General features: G+C 55.4%; 14 protein-coding genes and 1 pseudogene. 13 read left to right on the top strand and 2 right to left on the bottom strand.

The annotated features are described in order from the left end of the window. Positions 1–116 precede the first annotated feature (116 nt). Positions 117–947: a hypothetical protein gene (locus B5E82_RS18590; RefSeq protein ID WP_242966345.1), complete on the bottom strand. Its 831-nt coding sequence runs from the start codon at positions 945–947 to the stop codon at positions 117–119. Here B5E82_RS18590 and B5E82_RS18585 point away from each other — a divergent pair. From B5E82_RS18585 to B5E82_RS15860, 9 genes and pseudogenes are all read left to right on the top strand, one after another. Continuing rightward, a complete protein-coding gene (locus B5E82_RS18585; RefSeq protein ID WP_242966344.1) occupies positions 946–1,302 on the top strand; it encodes a TnpV protein in 357 nt (118 codons plus the stop codon). The genes B5E82_RS18590 and B5E82_RS18585 overlap by 2 nt on opposite strands. A 59-nt stretch (positions 1,303–1,361) precedes the next feature. Continuing rightward, complete coding sequence (locus tag B5E82_RS15895; protein WP_330398397.1) at positions 1,362–9,011, top strand: SNF2-related protein; 7,650 nt, start codon at positions 1,362–1,364, stop codon at positions 9,009–9,011. Between the two features lie 4 nt (positions 9,012–9,015). After that, positions 9,016–9,717, top strand: a pseudogene (locus B5E82_RS15890) (DUF3849 domain-containing protein); the annotation flags it as partial. A gap of 359 nt (positions 9,718–10,076) precedes the next feature. Then, positions 10,077–10,421: a plasmid mobilization protein gene (locus B5E82_RS15885; protein WP_087308511.1), complete on the top strand. Its 345-nt coding sequence runs from the start codon at positions 10,077–10,079 to the stop codon at positions 10,419–10,421. A gap of 164 nt (positions 10,422–10,585) precedes the next feature. Further along, the gene (locus B5E82_RS15880; RefSeq protein WP_006573240.1) at positions 10,586–10,897 is read left to right on the top strand and encodes a hypothetical protein; all 312 of its coding nucleotides are present in this window, start codon (positions 10,586–10,588) and stop codon (positions 10,895–10,897) included. After that, positions 10,894–11,193 (top strand): CD1845 family protein, encoded by a 300-nt coding sequence (locus tag B5E82_RS15875; RefSeq protein ID WP_087308510.1) that lies wholly within the window; start codon positions 10,894–10,896, stop codon positions 11,191–11,193. Before B5E82_RS15880 ends, B5E82_RS15875 begins: the two co-directional genes overlap by 4 nt. A gap of 104 nt (positions 11,194–11,297) precedes the next feature. Next, the gene (locus tag B5E82_RS15870) at positions 11,298–12,338 is read left to right on the top strand and encodes a PDDEXK nuclease domain-containing protein (protein ID WP_087308509.1); all 1,041 of its coding nucleotides are present in this window, start codon (positions 11,298–11,300) and stop codon (positions 12,336–12,338) included. Then, complete coding sequence (locus tag B5E82_RS15865) at positions 12,310–12,636, top strand: hypothetical protein (protein WP_242966343.1); 327 nt, start codon at positions 12,310–12,312, stop codon at positions 12,634–12,636. The genes B5E82_RS15870 and B5E82_RS15865 overlap by 29 nt, the downstream gene beginning before the upstream one ends. 174 nt (positions 12,637–12,810) lie before the next feature. Continuing rightward, positions 12,811–14,223, top strand: coding sequence for a relaxase/mobilization nuclease domain-containing protein (locus B5E82_RS15860; RefSeq protein ID WP_087308508.1), 1,413 nt, complete (start codon positions 12,811–12,813; stop codon positions 14,221–14,223). Positions 14,224–14,411: 188 nt separating this feature from the next. Here B5E82_RS15860 and B5E82_RS15855 read toward each other — a convergent pair whose 3' ends face one another. Continuing rightward, positions 14,412–14,768, bottom strand: a complete 357-nt coding sequence (locus B5E82_RS15855; RefSeq protein ID WP_087308507.1) for a helix-turn-helix transcriptional regulator — start codon at positions 14,766–14,768, stop codon at positions 14,412–14,414. A gap of 265 nt (positions 14,769–15,033) precedes the next feature. Between B5E82_RS15855 and B5E82_RS15850 the strand changes: the two genes are divergently transcribed. The 4 genes from B5E82_RS15850 to B5E82_RS15835 all read left to right on the top strand — a co-directional run bounded on the left by B5E82_RS15850 (position 15,034) and on the right by B5E82_RS15835 (position 17,910). After that, on the top strand, positions 15,034–15,723 hold the full coding sequence (locus B5E82_RS15850) for a response regulator transcription factor (RefSeq protein ID WP_087308506.1): 690 nt from the start codon (positions 15,034–15,036) through the stop codon (positions 15,721–15,723). Next, positions 15,720–16,751 carry a sensor histidine kinase gene (locus tag B5E82_RS15845; RefSeq protein ID WP_087308505.1) on the top strand — a complete coding sequence of 344 codons (1,032 nt, stop codon included), beginning with the start codon at positions 15,720–15,722 and terminating at the stop codon, positions 16,749–16,751. The genes B5E82_RS15850 and B5E82_RS15845 overlap by 4 nt, the downstream gene beginning before the upstream one ends. 120 nt (positions 16,752–16,871) lie before the next feature. Continuing rightward, the gene (locus B5E82_RS15840; RefSeq protein WP_087308504.1) at positions 16,872–17,132 is read left to right on the top strand and encodes a hypothetical protein; all 261 of its coding nucleotides are present in this window, start codon (positions 16,872–16,874) and stop codon (positions 17,130–17,132) included. Between the two features lie 112 nt (positions 17,133–17,244). Next, positions 17,245–17,910, top strand: a complete 666-nt coding sequence (locus tag B5E82_RS15835; RefSeq protein ID WP_016147273.1) for an ABC transporter ATP-binding protein — start codon at positions 17,245–17,247, stop codon at positions 17,908–17,910. Positions 17,911–17,915: the final 5 nt, after the last annotated feature.

The raw sequence follows: 17,915 nt of genomic DNA, 5'->3' as shown, positions 1-17,915 counted from the left end.
TAACGCCGATGGAGAAATATGAGTTGTACTGTGCTGCATGAAATATGGCCAGCAACGCTTAGCTGCTGGCCGGAAAAATTTTATATTTTTTCTCTGTCCTCTTGACGGGGAGCAGTTCAGAAATGGTTTCCTGCTTTTCTTTTACCCCAAAAATGAAAGGAGGACAAACAACCATGCCATCCAAAGCTGAATTTTTCCGGCAGATGGCCGAACAGGTATCGACCCGGCTTGTGGGCAGCTGGAAGGAATGGACGGCCTTTCTCACGACTGCCGCCCGCCTCTACAAATATCCGTTCCATGAACAGATGATGATTTACGCCCAGCGCCCGGACGCCACCGCCTGCGCCGAGTACGACCTGTGGAATGAGAAAATGGGCCGGTATGTGCGCCGTGGCTCCAAGGGTATCGCCCTGGTGGACGATTCCGGCGACAGGCCCCGGCTGCGCTATGTGTTCGATATTTCCGACACCGGCACCCGTGAACATTCCCGCACCCCCTGGCTGTGGCAACTGGAAGAACAGCACATCGGGCCTGTATCGGCCATGCTGGAACGCAACTACGGCGTTGCCGGTGACGATCTTGCCCAGCAGCTTATTGATGTGGCCGGAAAGCTGGCGAGTGAGTATTGGGACGAGCATCAGCAGGACTTCCACTACATCGTTGACGGTTCGTTCCTGGAGGAGTACGATGAACTCAACATCGAAGTCCAATTTAAGTCCGCCGCCACCGTCAGTATCGCCTATGCCCTGATGTCCCGCTGCGGGCTGGATACGGAACAATATTTCCAGCATGAGGACTTCATGCCGATTTTCGATTTCAATACCCCGGCCACGGTTGGGGCGTTGGGCGCAGCGGTCAGCCAGGTGAACCAGCAGGTGCTGCGGCAGATCGGCGTCACCATCCAGAATTATGAGCGCGAACAACTCGCGGAAAGGAGCAACCACCATGAAGAACACCCTGACTTACACGCAGAACGGGGATTACCTGATTCCCGACCTGAGCCTGAGCGAACAGCCGGAGAAGCCCCTGGGCAAGTACGGCAGGATGCGGAAAGCGTATCTGAAGGAACACTGGCCCCTGATTTACAACCAGCTGCTGCTGACCGAGAAGCTGTACCCGCACCTCATCGAGATCGACGAGACGGCGAACAGCCGTCTGGAGCAGATGATGCCCCAGCTGGCGGAGTTGGCGGGCGCGACGGAGGAGCTGAAAGCCCGCGATCCGATGCGCTGGGTGGGCCTGATGAACACTTGCAAGGCCCAGGCCGAGGAGATTCTGATGGCGGAGCTTATCAACAGCTGACCTTAAACCTGTTACTCTCCGAAGCGGAACAAATCCAAAGAATAGACGAAGCAGAGAATGTGCAAACATCCTCTGCTTTTTCTTTTGCCCAGACCGACATCGACCATGTGCTGCGGCTGGGAGGCAACACTGACCGGCAGCGTGAACGCATTGTGGCAGCTTTTGAAAAGCAGAAGTCCACCGCCGAGATCGCAGCCTATCTGCAAAACCTCTATACCGGCGGCAACGGGATTGGCAGCATTACCGCATGGTATGCCGAGGACGGCATCCACCTGTCTCACGGAAAGTCTGCCCGTTATGACAAGTCCGCCCAGGTCATTTCCTGGGAGAGCGCCGCCGAGCGTATCGGCCAGCTTTTGCAGACCGGCCAGTTTGCCACCAATGTGGAGCTGTCCGAGGCCGAGGGCTATGAACGTTCCCTCCTTGCGGAAAAGTTCTGGAATCTGTATCACGATTTCAGCGATGAAGCCAGAGAATCCGGGTATCTGCCCAGCCTTGCCAACAATCCAGGGCGAGGTTTCCCAGAAGAATCCGCGTGGCTTACCGAGCAGCTGAAAAGCCCGGAGTTCCGCCAGACCCTTGCAGAAGAATATGCAGCATTCTGGACGGCCTATCAGCAGGACCGGGACTTGCTGCGGTTCCACTACCACAAGCCAAAGGAGATTTGGGGAAACCTGAAAGATCTGTCCCTGCCCCGCACCGCCTTTACCTCTCAGATGACGGAAGTACCTGCGGTCAAGCAGTTTATCACCGAGGACGAGATCGATGTCGCCATGACCAGAGGCAGCGGTGTTTCTGGTGGGAAAGGCCGCATTTTTGCCTATTTCCAAAATTCCCACACCGATAAAGAAAAGGTGGATTTCCTCCGGCACGAGTACGGCATTGGGGGCCACTCCCATGCCCTGTCAGGCGCTGGGGGCAGCTGGGAAGATCATGACGGAAAGGGCCTGCACTACAAAAAAGGCGGCTGCCCGGATGTGCATTTCACATGGGAGAAGGTTGCCAAGCGGATCACCGATTTGATTCAGAAGGGCCGCTATCTCACCGAACAGGAACAGGAGGAGTTCGACAAAATCCAGGCGGAAAAGGCTCTGGCCGAAGAAGATCTCCTGCAAGCCCAGCCGCCCGACACGGAACCTGCCGATGTTCTGCGGGAGGATGTGCCGGAGCAGCCCATTCCCACCCTCCGGGAGCTGCATGAGCGATACAAGCCCATTGTGCTGGAGGCCGTTACCCAGGACATCAGATACCGGAACGCCTGCGGTCACAGTGATTATGAAAACGCTATGATCGAGTGTAATGCTGCTGTGCGCCGCGTCATTCTTGATTCCCACGATATAGAGCTGATCCGCCTGTTCTCTGATGTGCCGGAATTTCGCCAGCGGCTGCACCGGGAAGTGGCAGACGAAACCTATCCCAAGCTCCATGAACTGCTGCGCCCGCTCTCGGACAATGACATTGACCGGGCTATCCAGGACTGGAATGGCAGGATCGAGAGTAAACACGCCGTTGTCCGCTACATGAAAGACCATGCACGGGAAAAAGACACCGCTGCATGGCTGGCCCATGAGTTTGACGGCAGCGACGGTAAGACCCCGTTTGCAGTACGCCCGGAAAGCCCCGAAGGAACGGCGCTTCCCTGGTCCAAGGTGCAGCGCCGGATCGCCCAGCTCATCAAGGAGGACCGTTTCTACACCCAGGTCGAACAGGACAATCTGGACGATGTGGACCCCATCGCCATCCGGGAGACCCTGGCCCAGCGCGGCATTGTGGATGGTCATGTGGTGGACCCGGAAAAGCTGGACAACGATCCCTTTGTTCAGCAGGTCATGCGGGATGTGGAGGCCATATCCAGGGAGACCGACCAAGCAGACCAGCCGGAACAGCCTTCTTCCGACAAAGCGCGTGTTCCTGTATCAGACGAAGAATATGCTGCGGCCCGTGGCACGGTCAGGGAACGGACTTCTTATGATCCAACAGTCCCTCCCTACCATGTGGGGGATATTGTCTATCTGGATGACCGCGCCCACCAGATCACGGAGTTGCGGGATGACACGGTGCAGCTGCTGCCCACCGGCATGAGCTATCCCATCTACCGGGCCGAGCGTCAGGAACAGTTTGAGCAGCTTCTGCGGGCAGATAACCGCAACGACTTCTATACCGAGTTCCTCCCTGCAAACCCGGATGCGGTAGACCAGGACCTGCGGGATGTGCTGGCACATGGCCTGATCGGTGAGGCGGATAAGGCGGAGCTTTCTGAGCTGCTGCACAGCGGCAAGAGCAACCGGGAGATTGCCCTGTGGCTGAGCCGGGCCTATCCCAACATTGTGGAAACAATGGAGCTGGAGACTGGCGACACCGCCGACTACCGCACGATGCCGGAAGGTATCGAGCTGGAAGTGCTGGACGCAGATGAAAAGCGGCTGGCCATGCTGTTCTTCCGCTGGGACGAGGCTGCGCCTTTGCTGCGCGGGCTGTACGCTCGTCAGCTGGACGGCTTTGGACAGGAACGCCCGGAACCGGCTGCCGAAACCCCGGCTTATCACGCCGAGACGGTGGCTGTCTATCCGGGCGACAAGAACCATCTGCCCTATGATGTGGTGGTTCAGACCCTGCGGACCGATGAACCGGAGCCTCCCGCACCTGCCATCGAACCGGAAAAGACCCTGGATGAAGTGCTGGACGAACATCCCATTTCCATCCAGGTCAATGGCGAGTGGCAGACCTTCCCCAATGCCAGGGCTGCCGAGGAAGCCGCTTATGGGGAGTACAAGGAGAACCTGCGCCGCAGCGCCGAGAATTTCCACATCACGGACGATCATCTGGGCGAAGGCGGCCCCAAGGCCAAGTTCCAGGCCAATGTCGAGGCAATCAAGCTGCTGAAATACCTGGAGAAAACCACCGGGCAGGCAACGCCGGAGCAGCAGCAAGTCCTCTCCCGGTATGTGGGCTGGGGCGGCCTTGCCGACGCCTTTGACCCCGACAAGGAAAGCTGGAGCAAGGAATATGCCCAGCTGAAGGAGCTGCTGACCCCGGAGGAATACGCTGCCGCCAGAGGGTCTACCCTCAACGCCCACTACACCAGCCCCACGGTGATCCGGGCCATCTATGAGGCCGTGGGCCGCATGGGGTTTGAGACCGGCAACATCCTGGAGCCGTCCTGCGGTGTGGGCAACTTCTTCGGTATGCTGCCGGAGGAAATGCGAAATAGCCGTCTGTACGGCGTGGAGCTGGATTCCATCAGCGGGCGTATTGCCCAGCAGCTCTATCCCAAGGCCGACATCACCGTGGCAGGCTTCGAGACCACCGACAGGCGGGACTTCTATGATCTCGCCATCGGCAATGTGCCTTTCGGCCAGTATCAGGTCCGGGACAAAGCCTATGACAAGCTGAATTTCAGCATTCACAACTACTTTTTTGCCAAGGCGTTGGATCAGGTGCGTCCCGGTGGCGTGGTGGCCTTTGTGACTTCCCGCTACACGATGGATGCCAAGGATTCCACTGTGCGCCGGTATCTGGCCCAGCGCGCCGAGCTGCTGGGGGCCATCCGTCTGCCCAATGACGCTTTCAAAAAGAACGCAGGTGCCGAGGTCGTTTCGGACATCGTTTTCCTGCAAAAGCGGGATCGTCCGCTGGACATTTCACCGGAGTGGACGCAGACCGGACAGACCGAGGACGGCTTTTCCATCAACCGCTATTTTATCGACCACCCGGAAATGGTGCTGGGCCGACAGGAACCGGAAAGCACCGCCCATGGCATGGACTACACCGTGAATCCCATCGAGGGGCTGGAGCTTGCCGATCAGCTGCATGATGCCGTGAAGTACATTCGCGGCACCTACCAGGAGGCTGAGCTGCCGGAGCTGGGCGAAGGCGAAGCCATCGACACCTCCATCCCCGCCGACCCCAATGTGAAGAACTACTCCTACACCGTGGTGGACGGCGCTGTGTATTTCCGGGAGAACAGCCGCATGGTGCGCCCTGATCTCAATGCCACCGCCGAGGCCCGTGTCAAGGGCATGGTGAGGCTGCGGGATTGCGTCCAGGAACTGATCGACCTGCAAATGGACGCCGCCACGCTGGACAGCCACATCCGGGAAAAACAAGCGGAGCTGAACCGGCTCTATGACGATTTTTCCGCTAAGTACGGCCTTATCAATGACCGGGCGAACCGGCTGGCCTTTGCCGACGATTCCAGCTATTATCTGCTCTGTGCGCTGGAGATCGTGGACGAGGACGGCAGGCTGGAGCGTAAGGCGGATATGTTCACCAAGCGGACCATCAAGCCCCATGAGGCGGTGACTTCCGTGGATACCGCCAGCGAAGCTCTGGCCGTATCCATCGCGGAAAAGGCCCGTGTGGATATGGAGTACATGGAACAGCTCACCGGCAAGACCAGCGACGAGCTGGCTGCCGAGCTGCAAGGCGTGATCTTCCGTCTGCCTGGGCCGGTGCCGGAGGGAGAACGGCCTGCCTATGTGACCGCCGACGAATACCTGTCCGGCAATGTGCGGCGAAAGCTGCGGCAGGCACAGCGGGCGCTGGAGGTCAGCGAGATTTTCCGTCCCAATGTGGAGGCGCTGGAAAAGGCGCAGCCCAAAGACCTGGACGCTTCGGAGATCGAGGTGCGCCTGGGCGCTACCTGGATCGACAAAGAGTATATCCAGCAGTTCATGTATGAGACCTTCAACACCCCGTACTACCTCCAGCGCGCCATTCAGGTCAATTACGCCTCTTACACCGCCGAATGGCAGGTCACAGGCAAAAATTCTGTATCCGAAAAAGATGTGGCGGCCTACACCACCTACGGAACCAGCCGTGCCAACGCCTACAAGATTTTGGAGGATTCCTTAAACCTGCGGGATGTCCGCATTTACGACACCGTGGAGGACGCAGACGGCAGGGAGCGCCGGGTGCTGAACGCCAAGGAGACCACCCTGTCCGCCCAAAAGCAGCAGGCCATCCGGGACGCTTTCCGCGATTGGATTTGGCGGGACCCGGAGCGCCGCCAGACCCTGGTGCGCCAGTACAACGAGGAAATGAACTCCACCCGGCCCCGCGAATACGACGGGTCCCACATCACCTTCGGCGGTATGAACCCAGCTATCACCCTGCGGGATCACCAGCTGGGTGCTATCGCTCATGTGCTGTACGGCGGCAATACGCTGTTGGCACACGAGGTCGGTGCGGGCAAGACTTTTGAGATGGTGGCCGCCGCGATGGAATCCAAGCGCCTGGGGCTGTGCCAGAAATCCCTCTTTGTGGTGCCGAACCACCTGACGGAGCAGTGGGCTTCGGAGTTTCTGCGGCTCTATCCCTCCGCCAAAATCCTGGTCACGACCAAAAAGGACTTTGAGACCCATAACCGAAAGAAGTTTTGCGCCCGGATCGCCACCGGCGACTACGACGCCGTTATCATCGGCCACTCGCAGTTTGAGCGTATCCCCATCAGCCGGGAGCGCCAGGAACGGCTCCTCTACGAGCAGATCGACGAGATTACCGAGGGGATTGCCGAGGTACAGGCCAGCGGCGGCGAGCGTTTCACGGTCAAGCAGCTGGAACGGACCCGCAAATCCCTGGAGGCGCGGCTGGAAAAGCTCCAGGCCGAGGGCCGCAAGGATGATGTGGTGACTTTCGAGCAGCTGGGTGTGGACCGCCTGTTCGTCGATGAAGCGCACAATTACAAGAACCTGTTTTTATACACCAAGATGCGGAATGTGGCGGGCCTCTCCACCAGCGACGCCCAAAAGTCCAGCGATATGTTTGCCAAGTGCCGCTACATGGACGAGATCACCGGCAGCCGGGGGGTTATCTTTGCCACCGGCACCCCGGTCAGCAACTCCATGACCGAGCTTTACACCATGCAGCGGTATCTCCAGTATGACCGCTTGCAGGAACTGAGCATGACCCACTTTGACTGCTGGGCGTCGCGCTTTGGTGAAACGACGACGGCGCTGGAACTGGCACCGGAAGGCACCGGCTACCGGGCGCGCACCCGCTTCTCCAAGTTTTTCAATCTCCCGGAGCTGATGAACCTGTTCAAAGAGGTGGCGGACATCAAAACCGCCGATCAGCTCCATCTGCCCACGCCGGAGGTGGAATACCACAACATCGTGGCCCAGCCTACTGAACACCAAAAAGAGATGGTGCAGGTTCTCTCCGAGCGCGCCTCCAAGGTACACAGCGGCAGCGTTGACCCATCGGAGGACAATATGCTCAAGATCACCGGCGATGGCCGCAAGTTGGGTCTGGACCAGCGTATCATCAACCAGCTGCTGCCGGATGAACCCGGCACCAAGGTCAACCAATGTGTCGCAAACATCATGCAGATTTGGCGGGACGGCGAGGCCGACAAGCTGACCCAGCTGGTGTTCTGCGACATTTCCACGCCCCAGGCGGCCCCTGCGAAAAAGGCGGCCAAGGCGCTGGACAACCCCACGCTCCATGCGCTGGAGCAGGCTGTGCCGCTGGACGAGCCGGAGCCGGTCTTTACCGTCTATGAGGACATCCGGCAAAAGCTCATCGCCCAGGGGATGCCAGCCGATCAGATCGCGTTCATCCATGAAGCCAACACAGAAGTCAGAAAAAAAGAGTTGTTCGCCAAGGTCCGCACCGGCCAGGTGCGTGTCTTGCTGGGCAGCACCGCCAAAATGGGCGCTGGCACCAATGTGCAGGATCGGCTTGTGGCGCTCCATGACCTGGACTGCCCGTGGCGGCCGGGAGACCTTGCCCAGCGCAAGGGCCGTATTGAGCGCCAGGGCAACCAAAATCCCCTGGTCCATGTGTACCGCTATGTTACCGAGGGAACTTTCGATGCCTACCTGTGGCAAACCGTCGAGAACAAGCAGAAATTCATCAGCCAGATTATGACTTCCAAATCGCCGGTGAGAAGCTGCGACGATGTAGACGAAACGGCGCTGTCCTTTGCCGAGATCAAGGCCCTGTGCGCCGGAGACCCCCGTATCAAGGAGCGCATGGACCTGGATGTGGAGGTCTCCAAGCTGAAGCTGATGAAAGCCGACCACCAGAGCAAGCAGTACCGTCTGGAGGACCAGCTGCTGAAATACTTCCCGGAGGAAATCGAAAAGCACAAAGGCTTCATCCAGGGCTTTGAAGCAGACCTGGAAACCCTGGCCGCCCACCCTCACCCGGAGGACGGCTTTGCCGGTATGGAAATCCGGGGCGATACCCTGACGGACAAGGAAAACGCCGGTGCAGCCCTGCTGGACGCCTGCAAGGAGGTCAAAGGCTCCGAGCCTGTGCAGATCGGCAGCTACCGGGGCTTCACTATGTCCGTGGAGTTTTCGGCCTGGAAACAGGAATATACACTCCTGCTGAAAGGCCAGATGACCCACCGGGCAACCCTCGGTATAGACCCACGCGGCAACCTGACCCGTATCGACAATGCACTTGCACAGATGTCCCAGCGATTGGATGCGACCAAGGCCCAACTGGACAATCTGTACCAGCAGCAGGCCGCCGCCAAGGAGGAAGTGGGCAAGCCGTTCCCCTATGAGGACGAGCTGAAAAGCAAAAGCGCCCGTTTGGTGGAACTGGATACGCTGCTGAACATTGACGGCAGGGGCCGCTCTCAACCGGAGTCCGTGATCGCCAAGAGCGCACGGCTCTCGGTGCTGGACAGCTTGAAGCGCCCGTTGCCGCCACGCAACGCTGAAAAGAAACCGAAACAGCATGAGGAGGTGCGATAATAATATGAATACCAACGATCTGAATACGGCCCTCTATGAGAAGATGGCCGCCGAGCAGGACAAATTCCGGGACTGGCTGAAAAGCCAGTCCGCGGCAGAGGTCCTGAACCATGCCTATGAGTACACTATCCGGGAGGACATCGTGATGGCGATGGAGGAACTGGAGCTGACCGACGCCCAGGCCCAGGCGCTGCTGGATTCGCCCACGCCGCTGGCTGATGTGTACCGTTACTTTGAGAAGCTGGAGACCGGCTACATGGATGTGATCCGGGACAGCATTGAGAACCGGGCCGATGACGCTTGCAAGGCCCAGGCGGAGCTGCGGAAAGCCGCCATTTACCCTCACTCCGCTGCCTATGCGAAAGAGCATGGGGAGCTGGAGCAGTACCGGTTCTCCAATCGGGCCAACCTCCAATGCAAGGAAGCCATTGAAGCGGCGGTGCGGGAACACTTCGACGGGATGTATCTCAGTCACGATGCCGCCAAGGGCGTGATCGAGACCTACGGCATGGATCGGGTCATGCTGGTCCTTGCCAACACCGTCCAGCTCCAGGACTGGGATGGACGCTATTCGCCCCGGAACAAGGAATGGGCCAAGACCATTCCCAACTACAACTCTGATACCGTCCGGTGCGGCTATGCCCTAAACAGCCACCCTGCTGTCTTGAACGGGTTTATTGATCTGGTGCGTGAGGAACATCTGCGCCGCCAGCCCTTGACGGCAGAGGACATCCAGGCAGAGGCAGAACGGATTTTGCGGGCGCTGCGCGCGCCGGATGTGCCGAACAGCCCCCACGGGATCCATTACATGGCCCGCATTTCCCCGGAGTTTTTGAACCGTGCCGGGAGCAAAGACCATGACCGGCTGATGAATCTCCTGCCGTTTCGCAGTCTGGCGTTTACCGGCATGAAAGGGATGCCCGGAACCTATGCCACCATCCTGGCCAGCGAGGACCGCTCCAAGGAGCTGCGCCAGCCCCGGCCCTCCGTCCGGGAGCATTTGAAGCAGGAACCGAAACAGGCAGCCCCGAAAGCTCCGGGCCAGAAGAAACGGGAGCCGGAGCGGTGAGCGTCCCGAAGCGCAAGCGGGATGTCCAGGTGAATTTCCGGGTCTCCCCGGAGGAGCTGGCGCTGATCGAGCAGAAAATGTCCCAACTTGGGACCAATAATCGGGAAGCCTATCTGCGGAAGATGGCTCTGGACGGTTATGTGGTGCAGCTGGACTTGCCGGAGCTGAAGGAGCTGGTGTCCCTGCTGCGCCGAAGCAGCAACAACTTAAATCAGCTCACCCGCCGGGTGCATGAGACCGGGCGTGTCTACGACGCTGACCTGGAGGATATAGCCCAGCGGCAGGAACAGTTATGGGAGGGCGTGAAGGAAATCCTGACCCAGCTCTCCCATCTTTCGTGACAGGGGTATATATCCCATCTGCGGAGGGAGGAACGGCGTTCTTTTCGCCGCATCTCCCTCCGCTTTTTCTTTTTGTCTGTATCCTTGCCTTTTGACGGGGCTTGCCGGATAATAAAGGCAGATAGCAAAGTGTTCTCACATCTCACAAAGGAGTTGAGATACCGATGTTGACCTTTGAAAAGGTTTTAGAGATTTTCGAGGACTATCTGGCGCAGGACATGGAGCTGGAAGTCTACAAGAGCCGGTACGGATATGTCTGCGTGTCCTTCAACGGCTCACCCCCGGACCCGCCCTATTGCGAGGGTGATGTGTGCCGGACCCCGGAGGAACTGTTTGACCATCTGCTGGTCGAGTACGAATCCTTTGCCTCCATTCAGCTGACAAAGGGACGCCGGGAAGAAAACGAGGACGACGAGGAACAGGTCCGCCGTCTGTGCCAGAAGTATTTGGATCGTCGAGAGGAGGCCATGAAATGACCGTATTGAAGCTGATTATGAAGATTGTGATTGCGCCGGTGATCCTGCTGCTCACCCTGGCCATCTGGATTTGCGTGGGGTTGGTCTATGTGTCCGGCTTGGTGCTGGGGCTGCTCAGTACGGTGATCGCCCTGCTGGGCGTGGCCGTCCTGGTGACATACTCCCCGCAGAACGGCCTTATCCTGCTGGTGATTGCGTTTCTCATAAGCCCCTTTGGGCTGCCGAAGCTGGCCTTTTGGCTACTGGGCAAGGTGCAGGATTTGAAATATGCAATTCAGGATTTGGTTTATGGATAAAAAGCATCCTGCCGCTATTTTACTTTCCTCCGAAAATAGGATATACTAAATAAAAACATACTTTTCCGCCATGTGCGGACAGTTTTTAGATAAGGAGGGCGTGTATGGAAAATCAGTTGACGCCGAACAGCTCCATCATTCTGGAAATCCGGGAATTGCTGGAAAATGCCAGAAAAAATGTTGCCCAGCAAGTTAATACACAGCTCCTGACAACCTATTGGAACATTGGCAGGATCATCGTGGAATATGAACAGCAAAATCAGATTCGCGCGGATTATGGGAAGCAGACTTTGAAGGAGCTTTCCAAAGAGTTGACCAGGGAATTTGGTAAAGGTTTTTCTGTGTCTAATATTCAATTTATGAGACGATTTTACCAGTCTTACTCAATTCAACAGACAGTGTCTGTTAAATTGTCCTGGTCCCATTACTGCGAACTTTTGAGTATTTCTGACGAAAATAAGCGTAGTTTTTATGAGAAGGAGTCCATCAATTCCGGCTGGTCGGTTCGGGAGCTAAAGCGGCAAATCGACAGTTCGCTGTATGAGCGGCTGCTTTTATCCGATGGTGATGCAAACAAGGAGAAAGTCCTTTCTCTGGCGCAGAGAGGAATTGAGATCAGCCAGCCGGCTGACATCATCCGCGATCCCTATGTATTTGAGTTTTTGGGTGTGCCGGAAAATAAGCCCATGCTGGAAAGCGATTTGGAAAAAGCCTTGGTCGCGCAGATCGAAAAGTTCCTGCTGGAGTTAGGGCGCGGTTTTATGTTTGTCGGGACACAGCAGCGCGTGACGCTGAATAACACCCACTACTATGTGGACATGGTGTTCTATAACAAAATTCTCCGCGCGTATGTGCTGATCGAGCTGAAAACCACAAAACTCACACCAGAGGCTGCCGGTCAGCTCAATATGTACTTAAACTACTATGCGGCGGAAGTCAACGACCCGGACGATAACCCGCCCATCGGCATTATCCTCTGTACGGAAAAAGACAGTATCGCGGCAGAATATGCCTTGGGCGGTCTGTCCAACAATATCTTTGCATCCCGTTATGTTCTCTATATGCCGGACAAGGAACAGCTGATTGCTCAGGTGGAGGCTGTTCTGAAAAACTGGCATGAAAAGAAAGATAACAGCCATGACTGAAAAAGAGCTGATTGGAAAAGTACATTCATCGGTCTATCATCAATGCCAGCGCCGTGGCTATGCGGCTCCTGTGGATGTGCTGATGGATGTCGGCGCTCTGCCAAAACAGAAATATGAGGACTGGCGCTTGGGACAGGTGGATTATCTGGAACAGGTCTGTACCGTAAATCTGCGTAAGCTCTCGTTCATCATGCACCAGATGCGGATATACGCACAGAAAACCGGCTTAAAACCATCCTTCTGCTATTACAAGCAGTGGGGCATAAAAAGAAAAATGGGCAGGGTCACAAGCCGGTAATTCCGCTGCGGTTCAGCAAAAGCGGAAACCCTGAAATCGAGAAATGGTATGCAACTCATTTTGTAGATACCAAGCGGATTGCCGTTCTAAAAACACAACAGCATATTGAAAATTCAGATTGACCAAAGGACAGCTCACGCGGCTGTCCTTTTCTTTTTGGGAGGAGGTTTCTCTATGGCAACCACACGCATCATGCCGCTGCACATCGGCAAGGGCCGGACCGAGAGCCGTGCCATCAGCGCGATTATCGACTATGTGGCCAATCCGCAAAAGACAGACCACGGCAGGCTTATCACCGGTTATGAGTGCGATAGCCGTGTAGCCGACGCCGAGTTCATGCTGGCCAAGCGCCAATATATTGCCGCCACCGGACGGGTCCGTGGCGCGGACGATGTGATCGCCTACCATGTTCGCCAGTCCTTCTGTCCTGGGGAGATCACCCCGGAGGAAGCCAACCGGCTCGGTGTAGAATTTGCCAAACGGTTCACCAAGGGCAAACACGCCTTTATCGTCTGCACTCACATTGATAAGGCCCATGTCCATAATCATATCATTTGGAGTTCGGTCAACCTGGACTGTGACCGGAAGTTCCGCAACTTTTGGGGCAGCACAAAGGCCGTCCGCCGATTAAGCGACACCATCTGCATTGAGAATGGGCTGTCCATTGTCGAGAACCCGAAGCCCCACGGGAAAAGCTACGATCAGTGGCTGGGGGACCAGGCGAAACTGTCCCATCGGGAATTGCTCCGTGCTGCCATTGACAACGCCCTGGCACAAAAACCTGCTGATCTGAACGAGCTGCTGAAGCTGCTCCGGGAATCCGGCTGTGAAGTATCCAAGCGCGGAAAATCTTACCGCTTGAAGCTCCCCGGCTGGAGCAAAGTGTCCCGTCTGGACAGTTTGGGCGACGGCTACACCTTGGAGGACCTGCTGGCCGTTCTCGCCGGACAAAAGGAGCATACGCCGCGTCAGAAGTCCGCCAAGCAAGCAGAACCGCCGAAGGTCAATCTGCTGGTTGACATCCAGGCAAAGCTCCAGGCCGGAAAAGGTGCCGGGTATGTGCGGTGGGCCAAGGTCTTTAATCTGAAACAGATGGCACAGACCGTGAACTATCTCACCGAGCATAACCTGCTGGAGTATGCTGTGCTGGAGGAAAAGGCTGCGGCGGCCACGGCCCACCACAATGAGCTATCTGCAAAAATCAAGGCAGCGGAGAAACGCATGGCGGAGATCGCCGTCCTGCGGACCCATATCATCAACTATGCCAAGACCCGCGACACCTATGTGGCCTACCGGAAGGCCGGTTACTCCAAGAGATTCCGCCAGGAACATGAGGAGGAAATCCTGCTCCATCAGGCGGCCAAAAATGCCTTTGACAATATGGGGGTCAAGAAGCTGCCCAAGGTCAAGGAGCTGCAAGCCGAGTATGCCCGGCTCCTGGAGGAAAAGAAAAAGACCTATGCCGAGTACCGGCGCTCCCGTGAAGAAATGCGGGAGCTGCTGGCGGCAAAGACCAATGTAGATCGGCTCTTAAACATGGAGGCGGAACACGATACAGAAAGAGAAAAAGACCACGAACAGCGATAAGCTGATCGTGGTCCAAAGCGTTCGCAGAACGCGCAGCCGCAGAATGAAATTCTGCGTTTATGGGGGCTTGGGGGATACCCTCAACAAGCAGCGCCGGAAGCCGAATGGCTATCCAGGGGCATTGCTTGCCTCTTTCCCGCAGGAATAAAGTAGGCCAGTGACGAAACCTTCAGATTTCGCTTACTGGCCTACTTTGTTTCAAGTTTCTTGGAGAGTTCCTTTAGTTCCTCTGTGAATCCACGAGTGTGGTGCAATAAGGTTTCCCGCATCTCCGGCGGACAGTTCATATACAGCAGCTTCATCTCATTCTGTCCTGCTTCGTCCGGCGTGAGGTCCGGGTACATAAGCGAGTCCAGCGAAAGATGAACCACTTTTGCCAATGCTTTCAAAATCAAATAGGAAGGATTTCTCCTGGCTTTCTCAATGTCGGCAATCTGTTTGGTAGAAACATGGGATTCATCAGCCAGCTGTTCCTGCGTCAGATTTTTTTCTTTTCGTGCTGCTCGAAGTGCGTCCCCCAAGGCAGTCAAATCATCAATCGGCATTATCGTTCACCTCAATAATATTGCATCGTTCCGGTTTGATTTGAGGAATAACCTTATCGTTCCGGTTTTCTGGCACGATTATACCGAATTTGGAGTGAGAAAAGGATTTCCTATACTTGCTGCAAATGATATGATAAGTTATGATAAAGCGGTAAGAAATTTAAGCGGGCGCGAAAATGAAAAACTTTTAGATTCTTAGGACATTTCTGCAACATTTCAGCTTTAAGATAAATCGTATATACCCAAAAAGAGAGGAAGTGAGCGCATGAGAAAGATACTGATTGTGGAGGACGATACCCTCTTGAACCGGACTCTGGGATATAACCTGGCGTCTGAAGGATATGAAATCACAGCGGCCTATAACCGCAAGGATGCTGTTTCCCATTTGAAAGAAACCGAGTTTGATGTTGCGCTCCTGGACATCAATCTGCCGGATGGCAGTGGCCTTGACCTTTGCGAAGAAATCCGAGGGCGCGGCCAGCACACCTATATCATTTTCATTACAGCCAACGATAAGGAAAGTGATATGCTCAAAGGCTATGAAGTAGGCGGCGCAGATTATGTTACAAAGCCCTTTTCGGTGACGGTGCTATGTAAGAAAGTGGGAGCGGTCTTTGCCAATATGGAACTCCGCGCTCCACGGCACGATCTGTTTGACGATGGCTTTCTGAAAATCGACTTTTCCGAGCAGCGGGCGTCCCTTGCCGGGGAACCGCTGGACTTCACCCCGAAGGAATACCGCACCCTGTTTCTGTTTGTGAAGAACCCGCGGATTATCCTGACCAAGCGGCAGATTTTAGAGAAACTGTGGGACATTGACGGAGATTTTGTGGACGAGCATACCCTGACCACCATCATTAGCCGTATCCGCAAGAAAATCGAAACAGACGAGCATAAGTATATCAAGACCGCCTACGGCATGGGCTATCAGTGGATCGGCGGTGAGCAGGCATGAAGCTGGAAAATTTATCTGTCGAAAAGTTTCTGCGGCTCATTACGATTGGACTTCTTGCAACCTCTTTTCTGGTGCTGCTCTGTCTGTTTTTGGTTACGAAGAACCTGCGGCTGGTTTTGTACGGCGGGCTGCTGACCGCTGTGTTTCTGGTATGGGGCGGGATTTTCCTGCACTACTTTCAAAAGAAGCTGACCTTGTTCACCGACAGCCTGTGCCGGACGCTGGATGACATGATGGACAGCGCCGCACGACCAGAAATGGACTATGAAGCGGAAACGCTGCTGGCGAGAATCAGCCACCGCATGGAACGGCTCTACAACATCATGCAGAAAGACCGGAATACGGTGGCAAAAGAAAAGGCCGATCTACAATCTCTGTTATCGGATATTTCCCACCAGACCAAGACCCCCATTGCCAATCTGAAAATGCTCAATGAAACCATGCTGACCCGTCCGATTTCGGAGGAACAGCGGCGGGAGTTTTTGCAGGCAACCGGCAGCCAGCTTGACAAGCTGGACTTTCTGATTCAGGCAATGGTGAAAACTTCCCGGCTGGAGGCTGGTGTGATTACGCTGGAGAAAAAGGACGCTTTAATAGAGGAAACTTTGGTGTACGCCATCAACGGGATTTTGGCTCCAATGGAGAAAAAAGGTATTGAGCTGACCGTGGATTGCCCAGAGGGGCTGACCATTTCCCATGATAGCCGCTGGACTTCCGAGGCCCTGTTCAATCTGCTGGACAATGCGGTGAAGTACACGCCTGCTGGTGGCAGTATCCATGTGTCCGTTCAGAATTGGGAAATGTACTGGAAAATTGATGTGACTGACACGGGCCGGGGTATCCCGGAACAGGAACAGGCTACAATCTTCAAACGGTTTTACCGGGAAGAAGCGGTGCATGAGGTGGACGGAATCGGCATTGGTCTATATCTGGCCCGTGAGATCATTACCATGCAGGGCGGGTATATTCTGGTGACTTCCGAGGTTGGGAAAGGTTCCACCTTTTCGGTGTTTCTGCCACAAGAGTAATCAAGCGGCGGCCTGTGCGGGCTGCCGCTTTTTCAAAAAATTATCACAGCATGGATTTTAGGACATTTCTGCAACATTTGGGAGGTAGGCTTTTCTCAAACAATGAGAGGAGGAAGTTACATGGCTATTACAAGGACATTGATTCTCAATGCGGTCCTGCTCTGCCTGCCACCTATGATTATCCTGGGCGTTTTCAAATTCTTCTTTGTCCGGCATATTCGATGGGCAGCCGGAGTAGTGGCATTGATTGATGTTGTTATCTTTCAGACACAGCTATTTTATTATGAGAGCATCTGTCTTGTGCTGTTCTTTTTGGCGATTCAACTGGCAATTACCGGCTTGCTTTCCGTTCGGCTTTACAAAAAATACTATCAAAAATGAAATGTCCTAAAATTGAAGCAATTCAGTCCAAAACCAGAGGGCGTTTAGGACATTTCTGCAACAATTCAGCTTTAGACTGCTCTTATCAAAAAAATAGAAAGGCGGTATTCTTATGAGTATCTTGCAGACAACCGATCTGAAAAAATATTACGGCACAGAGCCGAACATTACCCGCGCCCTGGACGGCGTGACCTTCTCTGTGGAGGAAGGCGAGTTTGTGGCTGTGGTCGGCACATCCGGCTCCGGCAAATCCACCCTGCTGCACATGATGGGCGGCCTGGATACCCCTACTTCCGGCAGTGTGGTGGTTCGGGATAAGGAACTGGCAAAAATGAACGACGAGCAGCTTACCATCTTCCGCCGCCGCAACATCGGGTTTGTGTTCCAGAACTACAATCTGGTGCCGATCCTGAATGTGTATGAGAACATCGTCCTGCCTGTGGAGCTGGACGGCGACACCGTGGATCAGAAATTCATGGATGAGGTCGTGAAGATGCTGGGCCTTCAGGACAAACTCCAGAATATGCCCAACAACCTTTCCGGCGGCCAACAGCAGCGCGTGGCGATTGCCCGCGCCCTGGTATCCAAACCGGCCATTGTCCTGGCCGATGAACCCACTGGCAACCTGGACAGCAAGACCAGCGCCGACGTGCTGGGCCTGCTTCAGCGCACCAGCCGGGAGTTCAACCAAACGCTTGTGATGATTACCCATAACAACGAGATTGCCCAGCTTGCCGACCGTATTGTGCGTATTGAGGATGGAAAAATCAAGGCGTAAGGAGG

This window comes from Lachnoclostridium sp. An138, assembly GCF_002160765.1.
Lineage (GTDB): Bacteria > Bacillota > Clostridia > Lachnospirales > Lachnospiraceae > Laedolimicola > Laedolimicola faecalis.
This window is presented reverse-complemented; position numbering and strand designations above follow the sequence as displayed.